General features: G+C 57.0%; 15 protein-coding genes. 8 read left to right on the top strand and 7 right to left on the bottom strand.

The features are described from left to right. The first annotated feature begins 219 nt into the window (after positions 1 to 219). Positions 220 to 1,416 (top strand): FIST signal transduction protein, encoded by a 1,197-nt coding sequence (locus DOP62_RS11500; RefSeq protein WP_370538799.1) that lies wholly within the window; start codon positions 220 to 222, stop codon positions 1,414 to 1,416. On the opposite strand, the gene DOP62_RS11495 is transcribed toward DOP62_RS11500, so the two are convergent. Next, positions 1,312 to 2,496 carry a metallophosphoesterase family protein gene (locus DOP62_RS11495; RefSeq protein WP_208674928.1) on the bottom strand — a complete coding sequence of 395 codons (1,185 nt, stop codon included), beginning with the start codon at positions 2,494 to 2,496 and terminating at the stop codon, positions 1,312 to 1,314. The genes DOP62_RS11500 and DOP62_RS11495 overlap by 105 nt on opposite strands. 75 nt (positions 2,497 to 2,571) lie before the next feature. Between DOP62_RS11495 and trmB the strand changes: the two genes are divergently transcribed. From trmB to DOP62_RS11480, 3 genes are all read left to right on the top strand, one after another. Continuing rightward, on the top strand, positions 2,572 to 3,213 hold the full coding sequence (gene trmB / locus DOP62_RS11490) for a tRNA (guanosine(46)-N7)-methyltransferase TrmB (RefSeq protein ID WP_370538798.1): 642 nt from the start codon (positions 2,572 to 2,574) through the stop codon (positions 3,211 to 3,213). Between the two features lie 30 nt (positions 3,214 to 3,243). Continuing rightward, positions 3,244 to 4,635: an IctB family putative bicarbonate transporter gene (locus DOP62_RS11485; RefSeq protein WP_208674926.1), complete on the top strand. Its 1,392-nt coding sequence runs from the start codon at positions 3,244 to 3,246 to the stop codon at positions 4,633 to 4,635. Positions 4,636 to 4,719: 84 nt separating this feature from the next. Continuing rightward, the gene (locus tag DOP62_RS11480; protein ID WP_208674924.1) at positions 4,720 to 4,920 is read left to right on the top strand and encodes a hypothetical protein; all 201 of its coding nucleotides are present in this window, start codon (positions 4,720 to 4,722) and stop codon (positions 4,918 to 4,920) included. A 185-nt stretch (positions 4,921 to 5,105) separates the two neighbouring features. Here the strand turns inward: DOP62_RS11480 and DOP62_RS11475 are convergent, their stop codons facing one another. Continuing rightward, positions 5,106 to 5,243 carry a hypothetical protein gene (locus DOP62_RS11475; protein WP_208674922.1) on the bottom strand — a complete coding sequence of 46 codons (138 nt, stop codon included), beginning with the start codon at positions 5,241 to 5,243 and terminating at the stop codon, positions 5,106 to 5,108. Between the two features lie 50 nt (positions 5,244 to 5,293). Here DOP62_RS11475 and DOP62_RS11470 point away from each other — a divergent pair, with 50 nt between their 5' ends. Continuing rightward, on the top strand, positions 5,294 to 5,452 hold the full coding sequence (locus DOP62_RS11470) for a hypothetical protein (RefSeq protein WP_208674920.1): 159 nt from the start codon (positions 5,294 to 5,296) through the stop codon (positions 5,450 to 5,452). On the opposite strand, the gene DOP62_RS11465 is transcribed toward DOP62_RS11470, so the two are convergent. Together DOP62_RS11465 and DOP62_RS11460 are read right to left on the bottom strand one after the other, a co-directional pair. Beyond that, positions 5,449 to 7,914, bottom strand: coding sequence for a sensor domain-containing diguanylate cyclase (locus tag DOP62_RS11465; protein WP_208674919.1), 2,466 nt, complete (start codon positions 7,912 to 7,914; stop codon positions 5,449 to 5,451). The genes DOP62_RS11470 and DOP62_RS11465 overlap by 4 nt on opposite strands. Further along, positions 7,911 to 8,282 (bottom strand): ArsR/SmtB family transcription factor, encoded by a 372-nt coding sequence (locus DOP62_RS11460; RefSeq protein WP_261789926.1) that lies wholly within the window; start codon positions 8,280 to 8,282, stop codon positions 7,911 to 7,913. The genes DOP62_RS11465 and DOP62_RS11460 overlap by 4 nt, the downstream gene beginning before the upstream one ends. Before the next feature lie 158 nt (positions 8,283 to 8,440). On the opposite strand from DOP62_RS11460, the gene DOP62_RS11455 reads away from it, so the two are divergent. Beyond that, on the top strand, positions 8,441 to 9,823 hold the full coding sequence (locus DOP62_RS11455; RefSeq protein WP_208674918.1) for an aldehyde dehydrogenase family protein: 1,383 nt from the start codon (positions 8,441 to 8,443) through the stop codon (positions 9,821 to 9,823). A gap of 20 nt (positions 9,824 to 9,843) precedes the next feature. On the opposite strand, the gene DOP62_RS11450 is transcribed toward DOP62_RS11455, so the two are convergent. Next, complete coding sequence (locus DOP62_RS11450) at positions 9,844 to 11,172, bottom strand: dihydroorotase (protein ID WP_208674917.1); 1,329 nt, start codon at positions 11,170 to 11,172, stop codon at positions 9,844 to 9,846. A 141-nt stretch (positions 11,173 to 11,313) separates the two neighbouring features. Between DOP62_RS11450 and lepB the strand changes: the two genes are divergently transcribed. Beyond that, the gene (gene lepB / locus DOP62_RS11445; RefSeq protein ID WP_208674916.1) at positions 11,314 to 11,940 is read left to right on the top strand and encodes a signal peptidase I; all 627 of its coding nucleotides are present in this window, start codon (positions 11,314 to 11,316) and stop codon (positions 11,938 to 11,940) included. Here the strand turns inward: lepB and DOP62_RS11440 are convergent. Continuing rightward, complete coding sequence (locus DOP62_RS11440; protein WP_208674915.1) at positions 11,932 to 13,164, bottom strand: dihydroorotase; 1,233 nt, start codon at positions 13,162 to 13,164, stop codon at positions 11,932 to 11,934. The two genes, lepB and DOP62_RS11440, sit on opposite strands and share 9 nt — an antisense overlap. A 6-nt stretch (positions 13,165 to 13,170) precedes the next feature. Next, positions 13,171 to 14,508, bottom strand: coding sequence for a histidine phosphatase family protein (locus DOP62_RS11435; RefSeq protein ID WP_370538797.1), 1,338 nt, complete (start codon positions 14,506 to 14,508; stop codon positions 13,171 to 13,173). Positions 14,509 to 14,626: 118 nt separating this feature from the next. On the opposite strand from DOP62_RS11435, the gene DOP62_RS11430 reads away from it, so the two are divergent. Then, complete coding sequence (locus tag DOP62_RS11430) at positions 14,627 to 16,051, top strand: CPBP family intramembrane glutamic endopeptidase (RefSeq protein ID WP_261789925.1); 1,425 nt, start codon at positions 14,627 to 14,629, stop codon at positions 16,049 to 16,051. Positions 16,052 to 16,195: the final 144 nt, after the last annotated feature.

Raw genomic sequence — 16,195 nt, 5'->3', positions numbered from 1 at the left:
TCTCAGCACCGTATGGCGGAGTTCTATTCTCCGCTCAGCCACAAACACACTAGCAAACGCTGTTCCCTTTTTGTTGAGATTGCCCAGTCGTTGCAGGCTCAAGACACTCTAATTAGATCAATCATCCCCCTGGTTCTCTCCCATCCCCCAAGAGCGCACACAGAAGAGTATCGTCAGAACAGGTAGGTATGCCCTCGGTCTTTTGCGATCGCCGCGCCCATGCAGTGGAGTTGTGCCCTCTCAATCCGTCCTTCCTTGGAGCTTGCGCTGCAGGAAGTGGTGACGCGGGCGCTTGCAGATCTTGGCGTTGCCCCGGACTTAGGACTGATCTTTGTTTCAGCTAGCTTTGCCAGCGATTTTCCTCGACTCTTACCGCTGCTGCAAGAACAGTTGCAGGTACCTCGCCTCTTGGGCTGTTGCGGCGGCGGAATTGTCGGCACCCAGCAGGGTGTGGGTGTGGAGTGCGAACAACAACCCGCCTTGACGCTGCTCTTGGCTAGTCTGCCCGGAGTCCGGGCGACCCCCTTTCACCTCAGCCCAGAGGATCTGCCGGATCTGGATAGTCCACCTCAGGCTTGGATTGAGGCGATCGGCGTCAATCCCGCCGACAATCCCCAGTTTCTACTGATGGTCGATCCATTCAGCGCCAAGATTGAAGACCTCTTGCAAGGACTGGACTTTGCCTATCCCGAGTCCGTGAAGGTTGGCGGGCTGTCCAGTGGGGTCGGGACAGAATCTGCAGTGACGAGTCTATTCTTTCAAGATCGGCAAGTCGATGGCGTGATTGGCCTCGCCCTCAGCGGAAACATTCAACTGCAGGCGATCGTGGCGCAGGGCTGCCGTCCTGTGGGTCCGCTCTGGCATATCGCTGCCGCTGATCGCAACATCCTGCGACAACTGCAGACCGAAGACGACGAACCGATTTCAGCCCTCCAAGCGCTCCAGTCTGTTCTTCAACAACTACCGGCAGAATCCCAGCGATCGCTCTGCGTGGGTCTGGCCTGCAACGCCTTTCAGACGGTGCTGCAGCCGGGGGACTTTTTGATCCGCAATCTGCTGGGTTTTGACCCCCGCACTGGCGCTGTTGCCATCGGCGATCGCGTCCGAGTCGGGCAACGCTTACAACTCCATGTGCGCGATGCTCAAACCGCTGCGGATGACCTAGAGCGGCAACTGGGACATTGGTGCCAGCAGTCTGCTGCTAAACCCGCTGCGGCATTGCTGTTCTCCTGCTTGGGGCGCGGTAAGCCCTTCTATCAGCAGGCCAACTTCGAGTCGCAACTGATTCAGCATTACCTCTCGGAGTTGCCGCTAGCTGGCTTTTTCTGCAATGGCGAAATCGGCCCGATCGCTGGCAGCAGCTATTTGCATGGCTACACCTCGGTGTTGGCTTTGCTGTCGCCCAAAACTCGCTAGCGAGAGCGCGACCTGGTTATCGATCTGTTGAGCACGGCTGTAGCGATGGAAATAAGCCTGCACGTGGGGCGGAGCCTCCACTAGGCTTGGGACAGTAGTATCGCCATCAGCAACACCTGCCCAGAAGTTCCGTAGTGCTGGTAGGAGGGCGATCGCCTCTGCCTCCGACAAGTTCAAAGGCTCATGGGTCAAGAGGCGGAGCAGATAGCTCTGACTGCGATCGCCCATCCAATCGTGGGAAAACCCTTGCAGGTCGGGATGGCTGGGAATTGACTGTACTCGACGAGACTGTAGTCCCAGTTGCCAATGATCAGCGGCGGGCTGCACGGTTCCTATCCGGTAGGGATGGGGATAGCTGACCAAAGAGCCGGTGGTGACTTCCCAGAGCTGACCTTGCTGGCTAGTGGCTTGGATGTGGAGATGGCCGGTGAAGATCACCGAAACGCCACCCGCCTCCAGAATCGATCGCAACTCCTCAGCGTTTTCCAAGATGTAGCGCTGGCCGAGGGGATGTTTCTGCTGGTCGGGCAGATGTTCCAGCACATTGTGGTGAATCATCACCCAACGCTGAGCTGCCGTTGATGCTGCCAATTCCTGCTGGAGCCAATCCAATTGCTCGCGATCGACGCGACCCCGATGCAACTGATGGCCGGACTCGTCAAAGGCGATCGAGTTCAACCCAAATAGGTCGAGGTCAGGAATAAGAGTCTGGCGATAGTAGGGGCGATCGCTAGTGAAGCCAAAGTCCTGATAGAGCTCAACAAACTCTGCTACGCCCGTGCGATCGCGATCGCTGGCTGCCGCCGGCATGTCATGGTTGCCCGGCACCACATAGACGGGATAGGGCAACTGGCGCAGTTGTTGCAGCAACCAATGATGATTCTCCCGTTCGCCATGTTGGGTTAAATCCCCCGGCAGCAACAGAAAGTCCAAATCCAGCTCTGCTAGTTCTGTCAGGATTTGCTCAAAGGCTGGAATGCTGCACTCAATCAAATGGAAGCGGTGGGGATGGTGCCAAATCGTCTGCGGCAGTCCGATGTGGAGATCGCTCAGCAAGGCAAATCGAAACGATCGGTTCATTGCCACCCCCTCGGCCATCGAGCCCGATTCTAGGCGAAGCTAGGTCGAGTCCGTTGTCTTCAGTTGCAAGCATTCATGGCTAGAGTTCGCGTTCGGCAGCACGTCAATCCGCTCTCTCAGAAGTTTCAAGTGGTGACCACTTGGCCGGATTGGCAGCAGGTCTATGCGGACTGCGATCGCCCACTGCATTTGGATATTGGCTGCGCTCGGGGTCGCTTTTTGCTGGCGATGGCGACGGTTCAACCTGAGTGGAATTATCTCGGGCTGGAAATTCGCGAACCGCTGGTGGACGAAGCCAATGCGATCGCCCGCGAACGTGAGTTGACGAATCTCTACTACCACTTCAGTAACGCCAATTTGGATTTGGAACCGCTGCTGCGATCGCTGCCAACAGGGATTTTGCGGCGCGTCAGCATTCAATTCCCCGATCCTTGGTTCAAAAAACGGCATCAAAAACGGCGAGTTGTCCAGCCAGAGTTGGTGCAAGCGCTTGCTAACGCCCTCCCGGCCGGGGCTGAAGTCTTTCTTCAATCCGATGTTCTCGATGTTCAAGCGGCGATGTGTGAGCAATTTGCCGCCGAGCCTCGTTTTCAACGCACTACTTCGGAGTGGCTGCCCGAAAACCCGCTGCCGGTCCCGACGGAACGGGAAATTGCTGTGCAAAACAAGCAGTTGCCGGTCTACCGAGCGCTCTTCATTCGGCAGCCAGACCATTAAGCTCTTAAAGCAAGCGTTGACGCGATCGCGATGACTGTCTGGCAAGCTCTGACCTTTGCCCACTACCAACCTCAGCAGTGGGGACGCGGTAGTTTATTGCATCGGCTGTTTGGCAGCTTGCAGTCTTGGCGAGCCTCCAGTCAGCTTTTGGGCTGGTCCGAGGCGATTGGCGGCCTGTTGCTTGCGCTGGTTTATGGCGCAGCTCCTGTTGTACCGAGTACAGCGATTGGGCTGGGACTGGCAGCGATCGCGGCCTACTGGGTGCTGCTCTCACTGACGGATAGTGACCTGCAGCAAGCGACGCCCATTCACTGGTTGGTGCTGCTCTACTGGGGCGTTGCTGCTGTGGCGACAGTGCTGTCACCCGTGCGATCGGCGGCGATTGTGGGGCTCGCTCGGCTGACGCTCTACCTGCTGACGTTTGCGCTAGCTGCTCGGATTCTCCGTAACCCGCGCCTGCGATCGCTAGTGCTGTCAGTGATTGTGATTACGTCCCTGTTTGTTAGTGCCTACGGCCTCAATCAGTGGATCTATGGCGTTGAGGCTCTGGCGACTTGGGTGGATCCCAATTCGGTGGCTGAATTCACCTCGCGGGTCTATAGCTACCTCGGTAACCCCAACTTGTTAGCGGCTTACTTGGTGCCGACAACTGCTTTTTCGGCAGCGGCGATCGGGGCATGGCGCGGTTGGCTGCCGAAGCTGCTGGCGATCGCAGCGACCGGCGCGAGCAGCTTATGCCTGATCCTCACTTACAGTCGCGGTGGCTGGCTGGGTTTTGTCGCCATGATTTTTGTTTGGACAATGTTGAGCCTCTACTGGTTTCAGCCCCGTCTGCCCGCCCCTTGGCGACGCTGGTTATTCCCAGTAGTGCTGGGTGGATTGGTCGCGATTCTGTTGATTGCTGTCGTTGGCCTTGAGCCGCTTCGCGTGCGTGCCTTGAGCATCTTTGTCGGACGTGAAGACAGCAGCAATAACTTCCGGATCAACGTCTGGCTGGCGGTTCTACAGATGATTCAAGACCGCCCTTGGCTGGGCATTGGCCCGGGTAACACGGCCTTTAATCAGGTCTATCCGCTCTATCAACAGGCTCGCTTCACAGCGCTCAGCGCCTATTCGGTGCCGTTGGAAGTGATGGTCGAAGCAGGTGTGATCGGGTTGGCCTCCTTTATTTGGCTGCTGCTGGTGACGACCGTAACGGCGGTGCGGCAATTGACTCGACTGCGGCGCGATCGCGATCCCCAAGGCTTTTGGCTGATCGCAAGTTTGGCCGGGCTAGCTGGCATGTTGGGGCATGGTCTGTTTGACACCGTGCTCTATCGCCCTGAGGTCAGCACGCTCTGGTGGCTATGCATTGGCTCGATCGCCAGCTTTTGGCAACCCCAAGCCACTGTCCTCCCTGCAGATTCAGACGAAAAAATGTAACGAGCTACACAAAGAATTACTGCGTCGGCCTCCGGCTCTCCGGCTCAACTTTGATACTGAAAGTATCCGGTGGAGATAAAAGTTATGACGAACTCAGAAAGCGATCGCATCCGTGAACTTAACCTGCGCCGCACTGAAGAGATTCGCCGCCGCGAAGAATCAATGCTGGAACGGGCTGCTGAAGATGTGGGTCTAGAAGCGGGGCCAGAAGCAACTCGCATTCAAGGCAAAGTGCAGCCAACCTTCCGCAAAGATTACGAACGCCACGGCGGTTCAGCCAGCTAGTTGCCGTGAGCAATTGCCGAAACAGTCTCGTTCAGAAGCAGTCAGTTGTCTTAGCGAGGCTCAACTGAAGAGGTTTTTTGACCTCGATGGGCTGCTCCTCTCTCAAGCTTGGGAGAGGAGCTTTGCTTTAGCGAAGATCAGGACTGTTACCAAAGCGGCGGGCGATCGCAGCTTTGATCACTCAACTAGAAGCTGTAGGCCGCGTTCAGACCCCAAACAATCAACAGGCTAATGCTGCCCAAAATCACGACAGCTGAGAGACCGATTGCCAAGGGGTTGTCAGCGCCTTGGAACTTCATGATGCCGCGGTTGAGATCGGACATGGTGCTGCCAGAACAACAACAGTGATAAGCAGTGTTTGTCACTCCCTCTAGTGTTTGCTAATCATTGGGAGATCGCAACCTTTTTGGCGGTGATCCCAGGGGATCGTTTACAAAAAGCGATCGCCTTCACTCACCGAGAATTTTTCGACTCCAGCCAGCTGCTGCAATCGGCAGGCACGATCGCGTCTTCTGCTGTGGCTGAGCGTTAATGATCGGGGGTATTCAAGGGACAAGTAAACGAGATAACGCGATCGCGGCCCGCTTGTTTACCCTGATACATCGCAGTATCGGCACGGGCGATCAGCGTATCAATCGTCTCTTCAGATTGGATGAGCGTGACGCCAATGGTGAGGGTCAAGTCAACGAGTCCAGCATCCGTTGGCACGGGCTCAGCCACTAGATGCCGCAGTTTTTCTGCGATCGCTACTGCATTCTCAAGGGACTGAACACCTCGTAGAACAACCAAGAGTTCATCACCCCCAATCCGTGCTGCAAAATCATTGCTACGAATGGCAGATTGAATGCGCTCTGCCGTCACTTTGAGGACCGCATCACCGGCGGCATGACCATAGTAATCATTGATATTTTTAAAGTGATCGAGATCGCAAAACAAGACAGCATTTGCTTCGCCGTGACGGCGATCGAGTTCACAGAGCGATTGAATTTTGGCAATCGCAGCACGACGATTGAAAAGCCCCGTGAGTTCATCTGTTTGGGCTTGTTGCGTTAGCTCCTGTTCTGCCCGTTTCTGATTGGTGATGTCGAGATTGACCCCCGACAGTCGCAAGACCTGATCTTGGGGATCGCGGGTCACATAAATCGAGCTGTAGATATGGCGAACTTGCTGATCATTGGCACGAATGATGCGAAAGTCATGCTCAAAAAAGTTGGTCGTTGTCTGCGCTTGGATGCCCGCCATCAACTGCTGCATCTGGTCGCGATCATCGGGATAAACAAACTGCCACCAGGATGGATAGATCTCCTCTAAAGCACCCGGCTCAAGACCATAGAGCTTCCACATCTGGGCATCCCACGAGCAATGCTCCGTGACCCAGTCCAGTTCCCAAAAGCCGATGCCCGCAGCCAGCGAAGCCATCCGCATTTTTTGATTGGCTCTGCTCAGCGCTTCCTCCGCTTGTTTGGACTCTGTGATGTCGATATGGGTACCAATGCTGCGCAGGGGACGATTCTCATCGTCGTAGGCCAGGACTTTGCCGCGATCGATAATCCAGCGGTAGGAGCCATCGCGATGTTGGATTCGATATTCAATGGTGTAGATCGACTGATTGCGATCGGCGCGGGCTGACTGAAGATCTTGTTCAATCCAGATGCGATCCTCTGGATGAAGCCGCTGCAACCATTCATTCAGACTCTCGGACCAATCGCCAGGTTGGTAGCCTAGCTGATTGAGGATTCCGGGCGAGTAAAAAACCTTCTGCGTTCTGTAGTCGCTTTCATAGATCGCAAGATCACCGAAATCCATGGCGAATTCCCAGCGCTGCGCCAACTGCTGATAGCGTTCCTTAGCCTCAGCCAGTTGTTGTGCAGCTTGATAGCGATCGGTGACATCGCGCCAGGTGTAGCTCAGTGATTCATCAATGCGAACAGCACGGATATCAAAGCGACGTTCTTCTAAGTAGATATCGTGCGAGTAGGCATAGTCATTGAGGATCAGCGGCTCAGGACGAGTCATCGCCTGAATGTACTGATCCAGTAATCCACTGGCCTGATGTGCCGGCAAGATTTGGAGGAGCGTTTTGCCAATCAGTTTGTCGCGGGATGTGCGGTTGTAGAGACAGGCGGCTGGGTTGGCATCGATGTAACGGAAATCAATGATGTTGCCCTGCTCATCGCGAATGGCTGTGAGCAAGACATGGGGATCGATCAACGAGTCGAGCGTGGCTCGCAGTTGCGCTCGTTCTGCCGCTAGGGCTTGTTGCGATCGCACTTGGTCTTGGATATCTCGTAGCCCTTTGACATAGCCCGAGAGACGACCAGTGGTGTCATAAACAGCCGTGATGCGAATCGCAAACCAGCGGTAGTCGCCGTCATGATGCCGCAGTCGAAAGTTTTTCTCATGCCTTGAGACTCTGTTGGCTAGATCAGCGAGCTGCGCGTAAAGCGCTTCAAGAGCTGGGGCGTCTTGGCGGTGGATAAAGACGGACAGCCGCGTTCCGATCCAGTCCTCGGGGTTCCAACCCAAGACCAGAGGGAGGGATGGAGAAGCCCAGTGAATACGATGGTCGGCTTGGGCAAACAGCACCACATCGGAGGCATTCTCAGCTAGCAATCGATAGCGCTCTTCGAGCTGAAACCGAGCTGCAGTCTCGCGCTGACGCTGGACGGCCAGATAGACCGCAATTGCAGCAATGACAGCCCCGCCAATCATCCGGACAAGATAGCCAGCCGAGAAGAGATCTCCCCAGTACAGGCCGACAGCGATCGTGAAGCTGAGGGCAACCCCAGCAAGCAGGAGCACTTGAATGGGCGTAGCAAAGAGCACGCTCAGAACCACGGGCACCCAGTAGTAAGCCAGCAGACTGATCGCGGGCGGGAGCTGAAGGTCGAGCCAGAAGACCACGACCTGACTGGCTAGCAGTCCCAGCAATCTCCGGTTTTTGAAGGGTTTGAAGCGAACATTGAGCTGTTGCCACTGTCCCCCAGCCGTCATCTTGAGCACCCCATAACAGGGATGGGACAGGCATAGGCTTGGTGTTGGATGGCCGCGCACCACTCAAAAATGGCGCTGTTACAAATCTCGTAGTAGACGTAGCCTTGACGGGATTGACGACGCAGTAAGCCCGCCTGTTCAAGGCGCTTCAGTTGTTTGGAGGCGTTGGCTTGGCGGATACCCGTGGCTGTGACGACGTCAGACACCGTGCGTGGCCCGGACTGGAGGGCGCAGAGGACTCGCAGGCGACTCGGCTCGGAAAGCAGCTTGAAAGTACTCGCGAGTTGGGCGATCGCAGCAGAGTCCATCGGCACAGCTACTTGAGGAATTTTGAGACTCTCCTCACATTCTTCCCGAGGAATATCCATAGATTTCGGCAGAGGGCACAGCTGGGCGCGATCGCGTGAATCGGCCCCATGGTCCTTAACGCTGAGTCAATGGCGATCGCTGTGTTCTCATCACTGCCTTTCTAGGCTGAGGAACGAGAAGCGTTACGGTGAAAAGCAGATTTTGCTGAGCTGCTGCCATGACTGCCGTCGCTGTTCCCTTTTCTGCTGCCGAGACTGTGGCGGCTTTGCGGGCGACGTTCAATTCCGGGGAAACGCGATCGCTCAACTTCCGTTTGGCCCGCCTGCAGGATCTGGCTCAACTACTGACCGATCACGAGGCTGAGCTTCTTCAAGCCTTGGCTGAGGATTTGCACAAACCCGCCTTGGAAGCCTACGCCAGCGAGATCTACTTTCTGCGCGATCAAATCAAGCTGACCTGCAAACAGCTCAAGCGCTGGATGCAACCCGAGAAGACTCGCATTTCTGCAGTACAGTGGCCGGCCCAAGCCTATCGCCAAGCCGAACCGCTCGGGGTTGTACTGATCATCGGGCCTTGGAACTATCCGCTCCAACTGTTGCTGCTGCCCTTAGTCGGGGCGATCGCGGCGGGCAATTGTGCGGTGCTCAAGCCTTCGGAACTGGCTCCTGCTACCTCGAGTCTGCTGAAACGCCTGCTTAGCGATCGCTTTGATCCCAACTACATCCGGGTGCTGGAAGGCGATGCCACGGTCAGCCAAGCCCTACTAGCCGAACCGTTTGACCACATCTTCTTCACCGGGGGGACGGCGATCGGGCGCAAGGTGATGGCAGCTGCCGCCGAACATCTGACCCCTGTCACCCTAGAGCTAGGCGGCAAGTCTCCCTGCATCGTCGATGCTGATATCGATCTTGCGGTGGCTGCCCGCCGCATTGCTTGGGGCAAATTTTTTAATGCCGGTCAAACCTGCATTGCCCCCGACTATTTACTCGTGCAGCGCGCGGTCGCCGAACCACTGATCCAAGCCCTGATCGACAACATCCACCAGTTCTACGGTGAGGACCCGCAACAAAGTCCTGACTATGCCCGAATCGTCAGCGATCGCCACTGGCAGCGACTCAACGGTTTGCTCGCTGATGGCACGATTCGCCACGGTGGTCAGGTGGATGGGAGCGATCGCTACATCGCACCCACCCTGATTACGGACGTGACCTGCCGTGACCCAATCCTGCAGGAAGAAATCTTTGGGCCGATTCTGCCGATTTTGATTTACGACCAATTGGAGGAGGCGATCGCCCAGATTCGCGCCCAACCCAAGCCTCTCGCGCTGTATCTGTTCAGTCGCGATCGCCATGTTCAGAGCCGTGTACTCGCGCAAACCAGTGCGGGCAGCGTCTGTCTCAACGACACGATTCTGCAGGTGGGGGTCCCCGACCTGCCCTTCGGCGGCGTGGGGCCCAGTGGCATGGGTGCCTACCATGGCAAAGCTAGCTTCGACACCTTTAGCCACTACAAGTCCGTGCTCAAGCGTCCCTTCTGGCTGGATCTGGCCCTGCGCTATCCCCCCTACGGCGACAAGATCAACTTGTTCCGCAAGCTCTAGATCCACCCTGCGATCGCGGGTTACCAGCCTGACTCATCGAATTGCAACGCTTGGCCGCGCACCGACTCGTTGAACTGACCGCGATCGTAGACAATCTGACCACCCACAATCGTCACCTGCGGCCAGCCAGTTAGGTTCCACCCTTCAAAAGGACTCCAGCCGCACTTGGTCTGCAGATCTTCGCGCCGCACCGGCTGGTAGCGATCGAGATCAACCAGCACCAAGTCAGCGTCATAGCCCGGCTCAATCTTGCCTTTATTGGCAATGCCGAAGATCTTGGCCACATTGGTCGACATCCACTGCGACACCTGTGCCACTGTGCAGCGTCCTTGCTGGGCTTGGGTCAGCATCAGCGGCAGCGAGGTTTCGACACCGGGCATTCCAGATGGGCAGTTAGGGTAGGGCTGGGCTTTTTCCTCAAGGGTGTGCGGTGCGTGGTCCGTGGCGATACAGTCAATCACGCCATCCAACAGCGCCTGCCAGAGCACTTCGTTATCCCAGCGCGTCCGCAAGGGTGGGTTCATCTGGGCCAAGCTACCGATTTCGTAATAGGCATCGCGATTGAGCAGCAGGTGTTGAGGCGTCACCTCCGTCGTCACCCAAGCGGGCTTATCTTGGCGCAGTAGCAACGCTTCATCGCCGGTCGAGAGGTGGAGAATGTGGAGCCGCCGCTGATATTTCTTGGAGAGCTTAAGCGCCAGACGGGTTGCGAGTAGTGCTGCTTCGTTGTCTTGAATTGCAGAGTGCAAATCCGGGACATGCGGGCCTGCCAGCATAAATTCTCGCCGCGCCAGAATGCGAGGTTGGTCTTCGGCATGAACCGCAATTAGCCGCCGTCCCGCTGCAAAAATCGGCTCCAGTTCCGGCTCCGTCGGCACCATCAGCGGGCTATGGGACGCGCCCATGAAAATCTTGATGCCGCAGGTGGGCGTAGCGGTATGCAGATCAGGATGGTTGTCCGGCGTGGCCCCAATGAAGAAGGCATAGTTGACCAGACTCTTTTCTGCTGCGATCGCTAACTTCTCGGTCAGGATTTCCTGCGTTGTCGTCAGTGGCTTGGTGTTGGGCATCTCCATAAAGCTGGTGACGCCACCCCGAGCACAGGCACGGCTTGCCGTGTGCAGATCTTCTTTGTGGGTCAGTCCCGGATCGCGGAAGTGCACCTGCGGGTCGATCACCCCCGGTAACAAAGCCAGTCCTTCTGCCTGAACTTCGAGCGTGTCGTCGCTGGCGGACGGCAACTGCTCGGCGATCGCGACAATCTTGCCAGCGCGAACTTCCACATCGGCCTGCTGCCACTCTCCCGACGGCAAGAGCACTCGGGCTTGACGAATCCAGAGGTCGCTCATGCAGACTGTTCCTTTCCACGTGCTATGCCGAGCCTAGGCGAGGCAGCGATCGCTTGGCAACGGGATCAAACAGCGAGGGTGGGAACTCACGGGCTAGGATGTGCATCATCTGTCCCATGCCAAGACTGACTTCTGAACTTCATGGCCAAACCAGAAACGTCGTCCACCTCTACGGCTAAATCTGAGACCCCAACCGCGAAGAAAGAAAATGTCTGGCTCGAAAATGCCAAAACACTGGGACTGAGCATCATTTTTGCTTTGGGGATTCGGCAGTTTGTCGCTGAAGCCCGCTACATTCCTTCGGGGTCAATGCTGCCGACGCTGCAGATCAACGATCGCCTGATTATCGATAAAGTCAGCTATCGCTTTAACCCGCCGCAGCGAGGCGATATCGTCGTCTTTGAGCCTCCCTTTCCGCTACGAGAACGGGGCTATGACGACGCCTTCATCAAGCGCGTGATTGGCCTGCCAGGCGATACCGTCGAAGTCCGCGATGGCCGTGTCTCGGTCAATGGCAAGGTTCTCAACGAGAATTACGTTGCCCAAGAGCCCAGTTACACCTGGGGTCCCAAAACAGTCCCCGCCAATAGCTACCTCGTACTGGGCGATAACCGCAATAACAGCTACGACAGCCATTACTGGGGCTTCGTACCGGCCAACAAAATCATTGGCAAAGCACTGGTGCGCTTCTGGCCACTCAATCGTTTGGGGGAAGTCGATCCTCCGCCTAGCCATCAGCAAACGCCCCCAACAGAGCCCTTAAGCTGACTGCCAAATACGGCCAATCATGGTCTGTCCGAGCAAATGGGTATTGCGCGCTTGCGATCGCAGACTCGTTTCACTCACAGTCCATGATTGTTGCGGGTCAAACACCGTCACGCGATCGCCCTCGCTCAGCGATCGCGGCGTTTCCCCGATACAGTGCTGCGGCCCAGTCGATAGTCGCTGCCAGAGTGTCAGCGGTGACCAGCCCGCTTCCACCACTAGCTTTTGCCAGAGTTGGGGCAGCGCCAGTTCCAACCCAATCGCTCCAGCCGGAGCTTCACCAAAGGCCACGGTCTTTTCTTCGTAGAGATAGGGACTGTGATCAACCGCGATCGCCTCAATCAGACCGTCTCGAACCGCTTGTTGCAGCACGGCCTGCTCGTCCGGCTCAGGCAGGGGTGGCGCTAAGCGTAGGTTGGGCTCATAGTCCGACAGATCCGCCGTATTACCCAGCAGGTGCAGCCATGTGACGCTTGCCGTGACCGGCAGTCCTCGTTGTTTGGCTTGGGCAATCAACTCAACACTGCGGGCAGTGGAAATGCGCATCAGATGAACCGGCGTCGGAGAGTCTGCCAGCAGTTCTAACAACAGTGCTAAAGCAGCAGTCTCCGAACTCTGAGGGTCAACCGGCAGTCCCCAGCGCAGGGCCAGACTCCCTTGGCGAGCGCGTCCTTTACCCCGCAACTGGCGATCGCAAGGCCAGATCAACAGCGGGCGATTGAGACTGCGGCTATAGAGCAGCAGTTGCCGCAGGAAAGCGGGGCTGGCCAACGGCTGACCATCACCAAACCCGATCGCGCCCTGAGTCGCTAATTCTGCTAGCTCGCTCAGCTGTTCACCTTGTCCCTGCTGCGAGTAGGCCGCCCAATAATCCAGCTGCACACTGCCCAACTGGCGCGGGCGAGCAGTCAAGGCTTCGGCCTGATCGAGCCAAGGCTCGCCCTCCGGTAGCAACAACACGCGGCCAAAACCACCTGCCGCTGCTGCTGCAGCAAGACTCTGCCAAGTCTCCCGCGGTTCTGCACCAGGTTCGCCCGATCGGCTATAGAGATCCGTGAGGGCAGGCCCTAGGACCCAATCAGGATGGCTATGAACTTGATCCTCAGGCTGGGTATCTAAGCTGTCTGCGATCGCGATCAATCGCCCACCTTGGATGCGCACATCGCGACGGCGATCGCTTCCTGTCGCCGGATCGAGGACACGAATTTGGCGAAACAGATCGGCCATGACTGGCTAGAGCGCTCCTGCAGCCGTACGGTCGAGAACCGCGCCGTCTAAATGCAGGGTCAGGTTCATCGCCTGCAGGACTGGTCGCGACTCGAGCCGCTTCGGATAGTCAACAACCGTGACTGCGCCGTTGCCCTGCTTGATTGACCAAATATCCGCCGGGGCAAGACCGAGGACATGGCAAAGGATGACTTTGTTGACCGCATCGTGGGCCACCACCAGCCCCGTGCTCCCTTCCGGCGCGTTGGCCACGATCGCTTCCCACGCGGCCACCGAGCGATCCCAGACATCCTGTAGGTTTTCACCCTCCGGCATTTGCACTTGCTCGGGATGATCCTTCCACAGCTGCAATAGCTCACCAAACTCAGCAGCAATTTCTTCTTCGAGCTTGCCTTCCCAAAGGCCGTGGCCAATTTCCTGTAAGCGATCGTCCACTGACAGTTCGCAGTGGGGATGGCGTTCGAGAATGAGCTCTGCCGTTTCCTTGGGCCGCGCCATCGGGCTGCTGACGGCGAAATCAATCTGAATTGGCGCGAGGAATTCCGCTGCCGATCGTGCTTGGACCCGACCGTTGTCATTGAGTGGAATATCGATTTGACCTTGGAAGCGTTTCTGACGGTTCCAGTCAGTTTCACCGTGGCGTACCAACAGCAGGCGCACGCCGCTACTAGCCCCGCGATCGGGCAGGGCATCGCCCAAGGGTGCCGTCAGATTCAGGCACTCAAGTTGCGCCGGTTGCTTCGTGCCATCTGCAAAGTTGAGAACACTGATGCCGCAGTTCGACTGGCGAATCACTTGGTAAGCCGAGGGGGCAACACCGAGGGCCGTAGCAAGCAGCGATCGCAAAATGCCGTTGTGGGCAACCAGCAGGATAGTTTGGTCGCGATGGCGATCGAGCAGTTCTGCCCAGAATTGGCGGGCTTGCTCAAACAGCGCCAGAACCGGTGCATGTTCCCGACTACCGCCTTGTCCATCGGGCACCGTCAACACCAGCTCATGCGGCTGTTCGTGCCATTGACGATAGAGGTCGGCATACTGCGATCGCACGGTGTCGCGATGCAACCCTTCCCAAATCGGCAGATCGACTTCTAATAGGCCGTCGCTGACTGCTAGAGCAGGTGGATTCTCAATTCGCTCAATGATGATTTCAGCCGTGCGCTTCGCCCGTTGCAGAGGACTGCAGTAAGCCGCTGTAAAAGGAATGCCATTCAGAGCGGCGGCTACTTTGGCCGCATCCGCTGCACCACGATCGGTCAGCTGAGAATCATCGCAGCGTCCTTGGATACGCCCCGCGGCGTTATAGCTGCTTTGTCCGTGGCGGACGAGGACAACACGCGTAGCCAAGGTTTTCTCCGCTGAGTTGGTGCAAAGGTCAGGCCAAAAGCCCGAATCATTTTACGCTGAGCCGACCGCCTCAAGGCCAATGGGATAATGCCGGGGACGAATGCGACAGCGAGAGCCCATGGGCATACGGCGGTTACTAGTCTGGAGTCTGTCTCTGTTGGCATGCCTGTTGATGGGCAATGTTTTGCTGGCAAGTTGGCAGCAACCCCAGGTGCAAAGTCAGCTGGAATTGCGGCAAAGCGAGTTATCACTGCAAGTCCTGCAACTCCAGGATCAATGGGCCAGCGCTGACACCGATCGCCAAAATACTCTTGCCGCCGCCGAAAGCAGTTTTCGCCAACGCGTTGAACAACTCCAAGACAACAGCGCAACCGAACTGCTCGTACAAAGCGACCGGCTCAGCCAAGCACTTGTGGAGCTGGGATTACTGGAAGCTGTAGGGGGCAAACCCCAAGCTGCGATCGCCACCTGGCAAAATGCGATCGCCGCCACCCTTCCCAACTCACCCACCCAGCAGGTGGCTGCTGTGCTGACAGGGCTCTGGCAAGATCCACCACGCCTGTTGCCCGATGCTGAACCTCAGCTGCGATCGCAGCTACGGGGTTGGTTCCAGACCCAAGCCTTAGAGCAGCTCTACAGCCTGCAACAGCGATCCGAAGCCCTCGCCAGTCTTGCGCAGCGTCAAAATCGAGCCGCTTGGCAAGCCCTGATCGCACTTTTGTTGCTCAATGGCCTGCCATTGATCGGATCACTGCTGGGCCTAGTCCTCTTGGGGTACTTGGGTTGGCGGCGCTGGCGCAAGCAACCGTTTCCGCCTTTACAGGGCTGGACGGTGCCCTGGGACTCGACGGTGGTCGCTTGGGTAATGCTGCCCGGCTTCATTTTGATTGGCCAGATTGGCCTCAACCAGCTGTTGCTCCCAACACTCTTGGCTGCTGTTGGCTTCGATAGCAGTCGGATGGATGTCAGTGGCCAAGCATTTTCTATCTTGGTTCGCTACGGCTTGATGGCCGTTCTGGTATTGGGGCTACTTGCTTGGACATTGCAGCGCTATCGGCCCCTGCCACCCGATTGGTTTGTTCTCCGCTGGCGATCGCGCTGGGCGCTGTGGGGAATTGGCGGCTATTGGGTTGCCCTACCAATTGTGATTGGCACCTCTTTACTGAATCAGCTGATCTGGCAGGGACGCGGCGGTAGCAATCCGCTGCTGGAGTTGGTTCTGGATACAGGTAGCCGTAGCGCCCTGTTCTGGTTCTGGGTGACCGCCGCGATCGCCGCACCACTGTTTGAAGAAGTGCTCTTTCGGGGCTTTCTGATGGCCTCGCTAACGCGGTGGCTGCCGGTGCGGGGAGCGATCGCCCTCAGTGGTCTTCTCTTCGCCCTCGCCCACCTCAGCCTGTCGGAAGTCTTGCCGCTGTTTGCCCTTGGCTGTTTGCTGGGCGATGTCTATGCCCGCAGCCGCAACCTGTTGGCGCCGATGCTGCTACACGGCCTTTGGAATAGCGGTACGCTGATCAGCCTGCTGTTGTTGAGTCAGCCCTGAGCTATTCGCCGCGATCGCAGCCCCGTTTTGGTGAGCAAGCGCTATCTTTAAGCGGAAACGTAGCCGGCAATACACATCGGGTTTCTCCGTTCCAGAGATTCTTAACAGAATCTTTAAAAGCAACGACAAGTCTTTTCGAGACGA

Source organism: Synechococcus elongatus PCC 11801 (assembly GCF_003846445.2).
In the GTDB taxonomy this organism is placed as follows: Bacteria; Cyanobacteriota; Cyanobacteriia; order Synechococcales; family Synechococcaceae; genus Synechococcus; species Synechococcus elongatus_A.
Note: the sequence above shows the minus strand (reverse complement) of the source record. Positions and strands in the feature narration are given on the sequence as shown.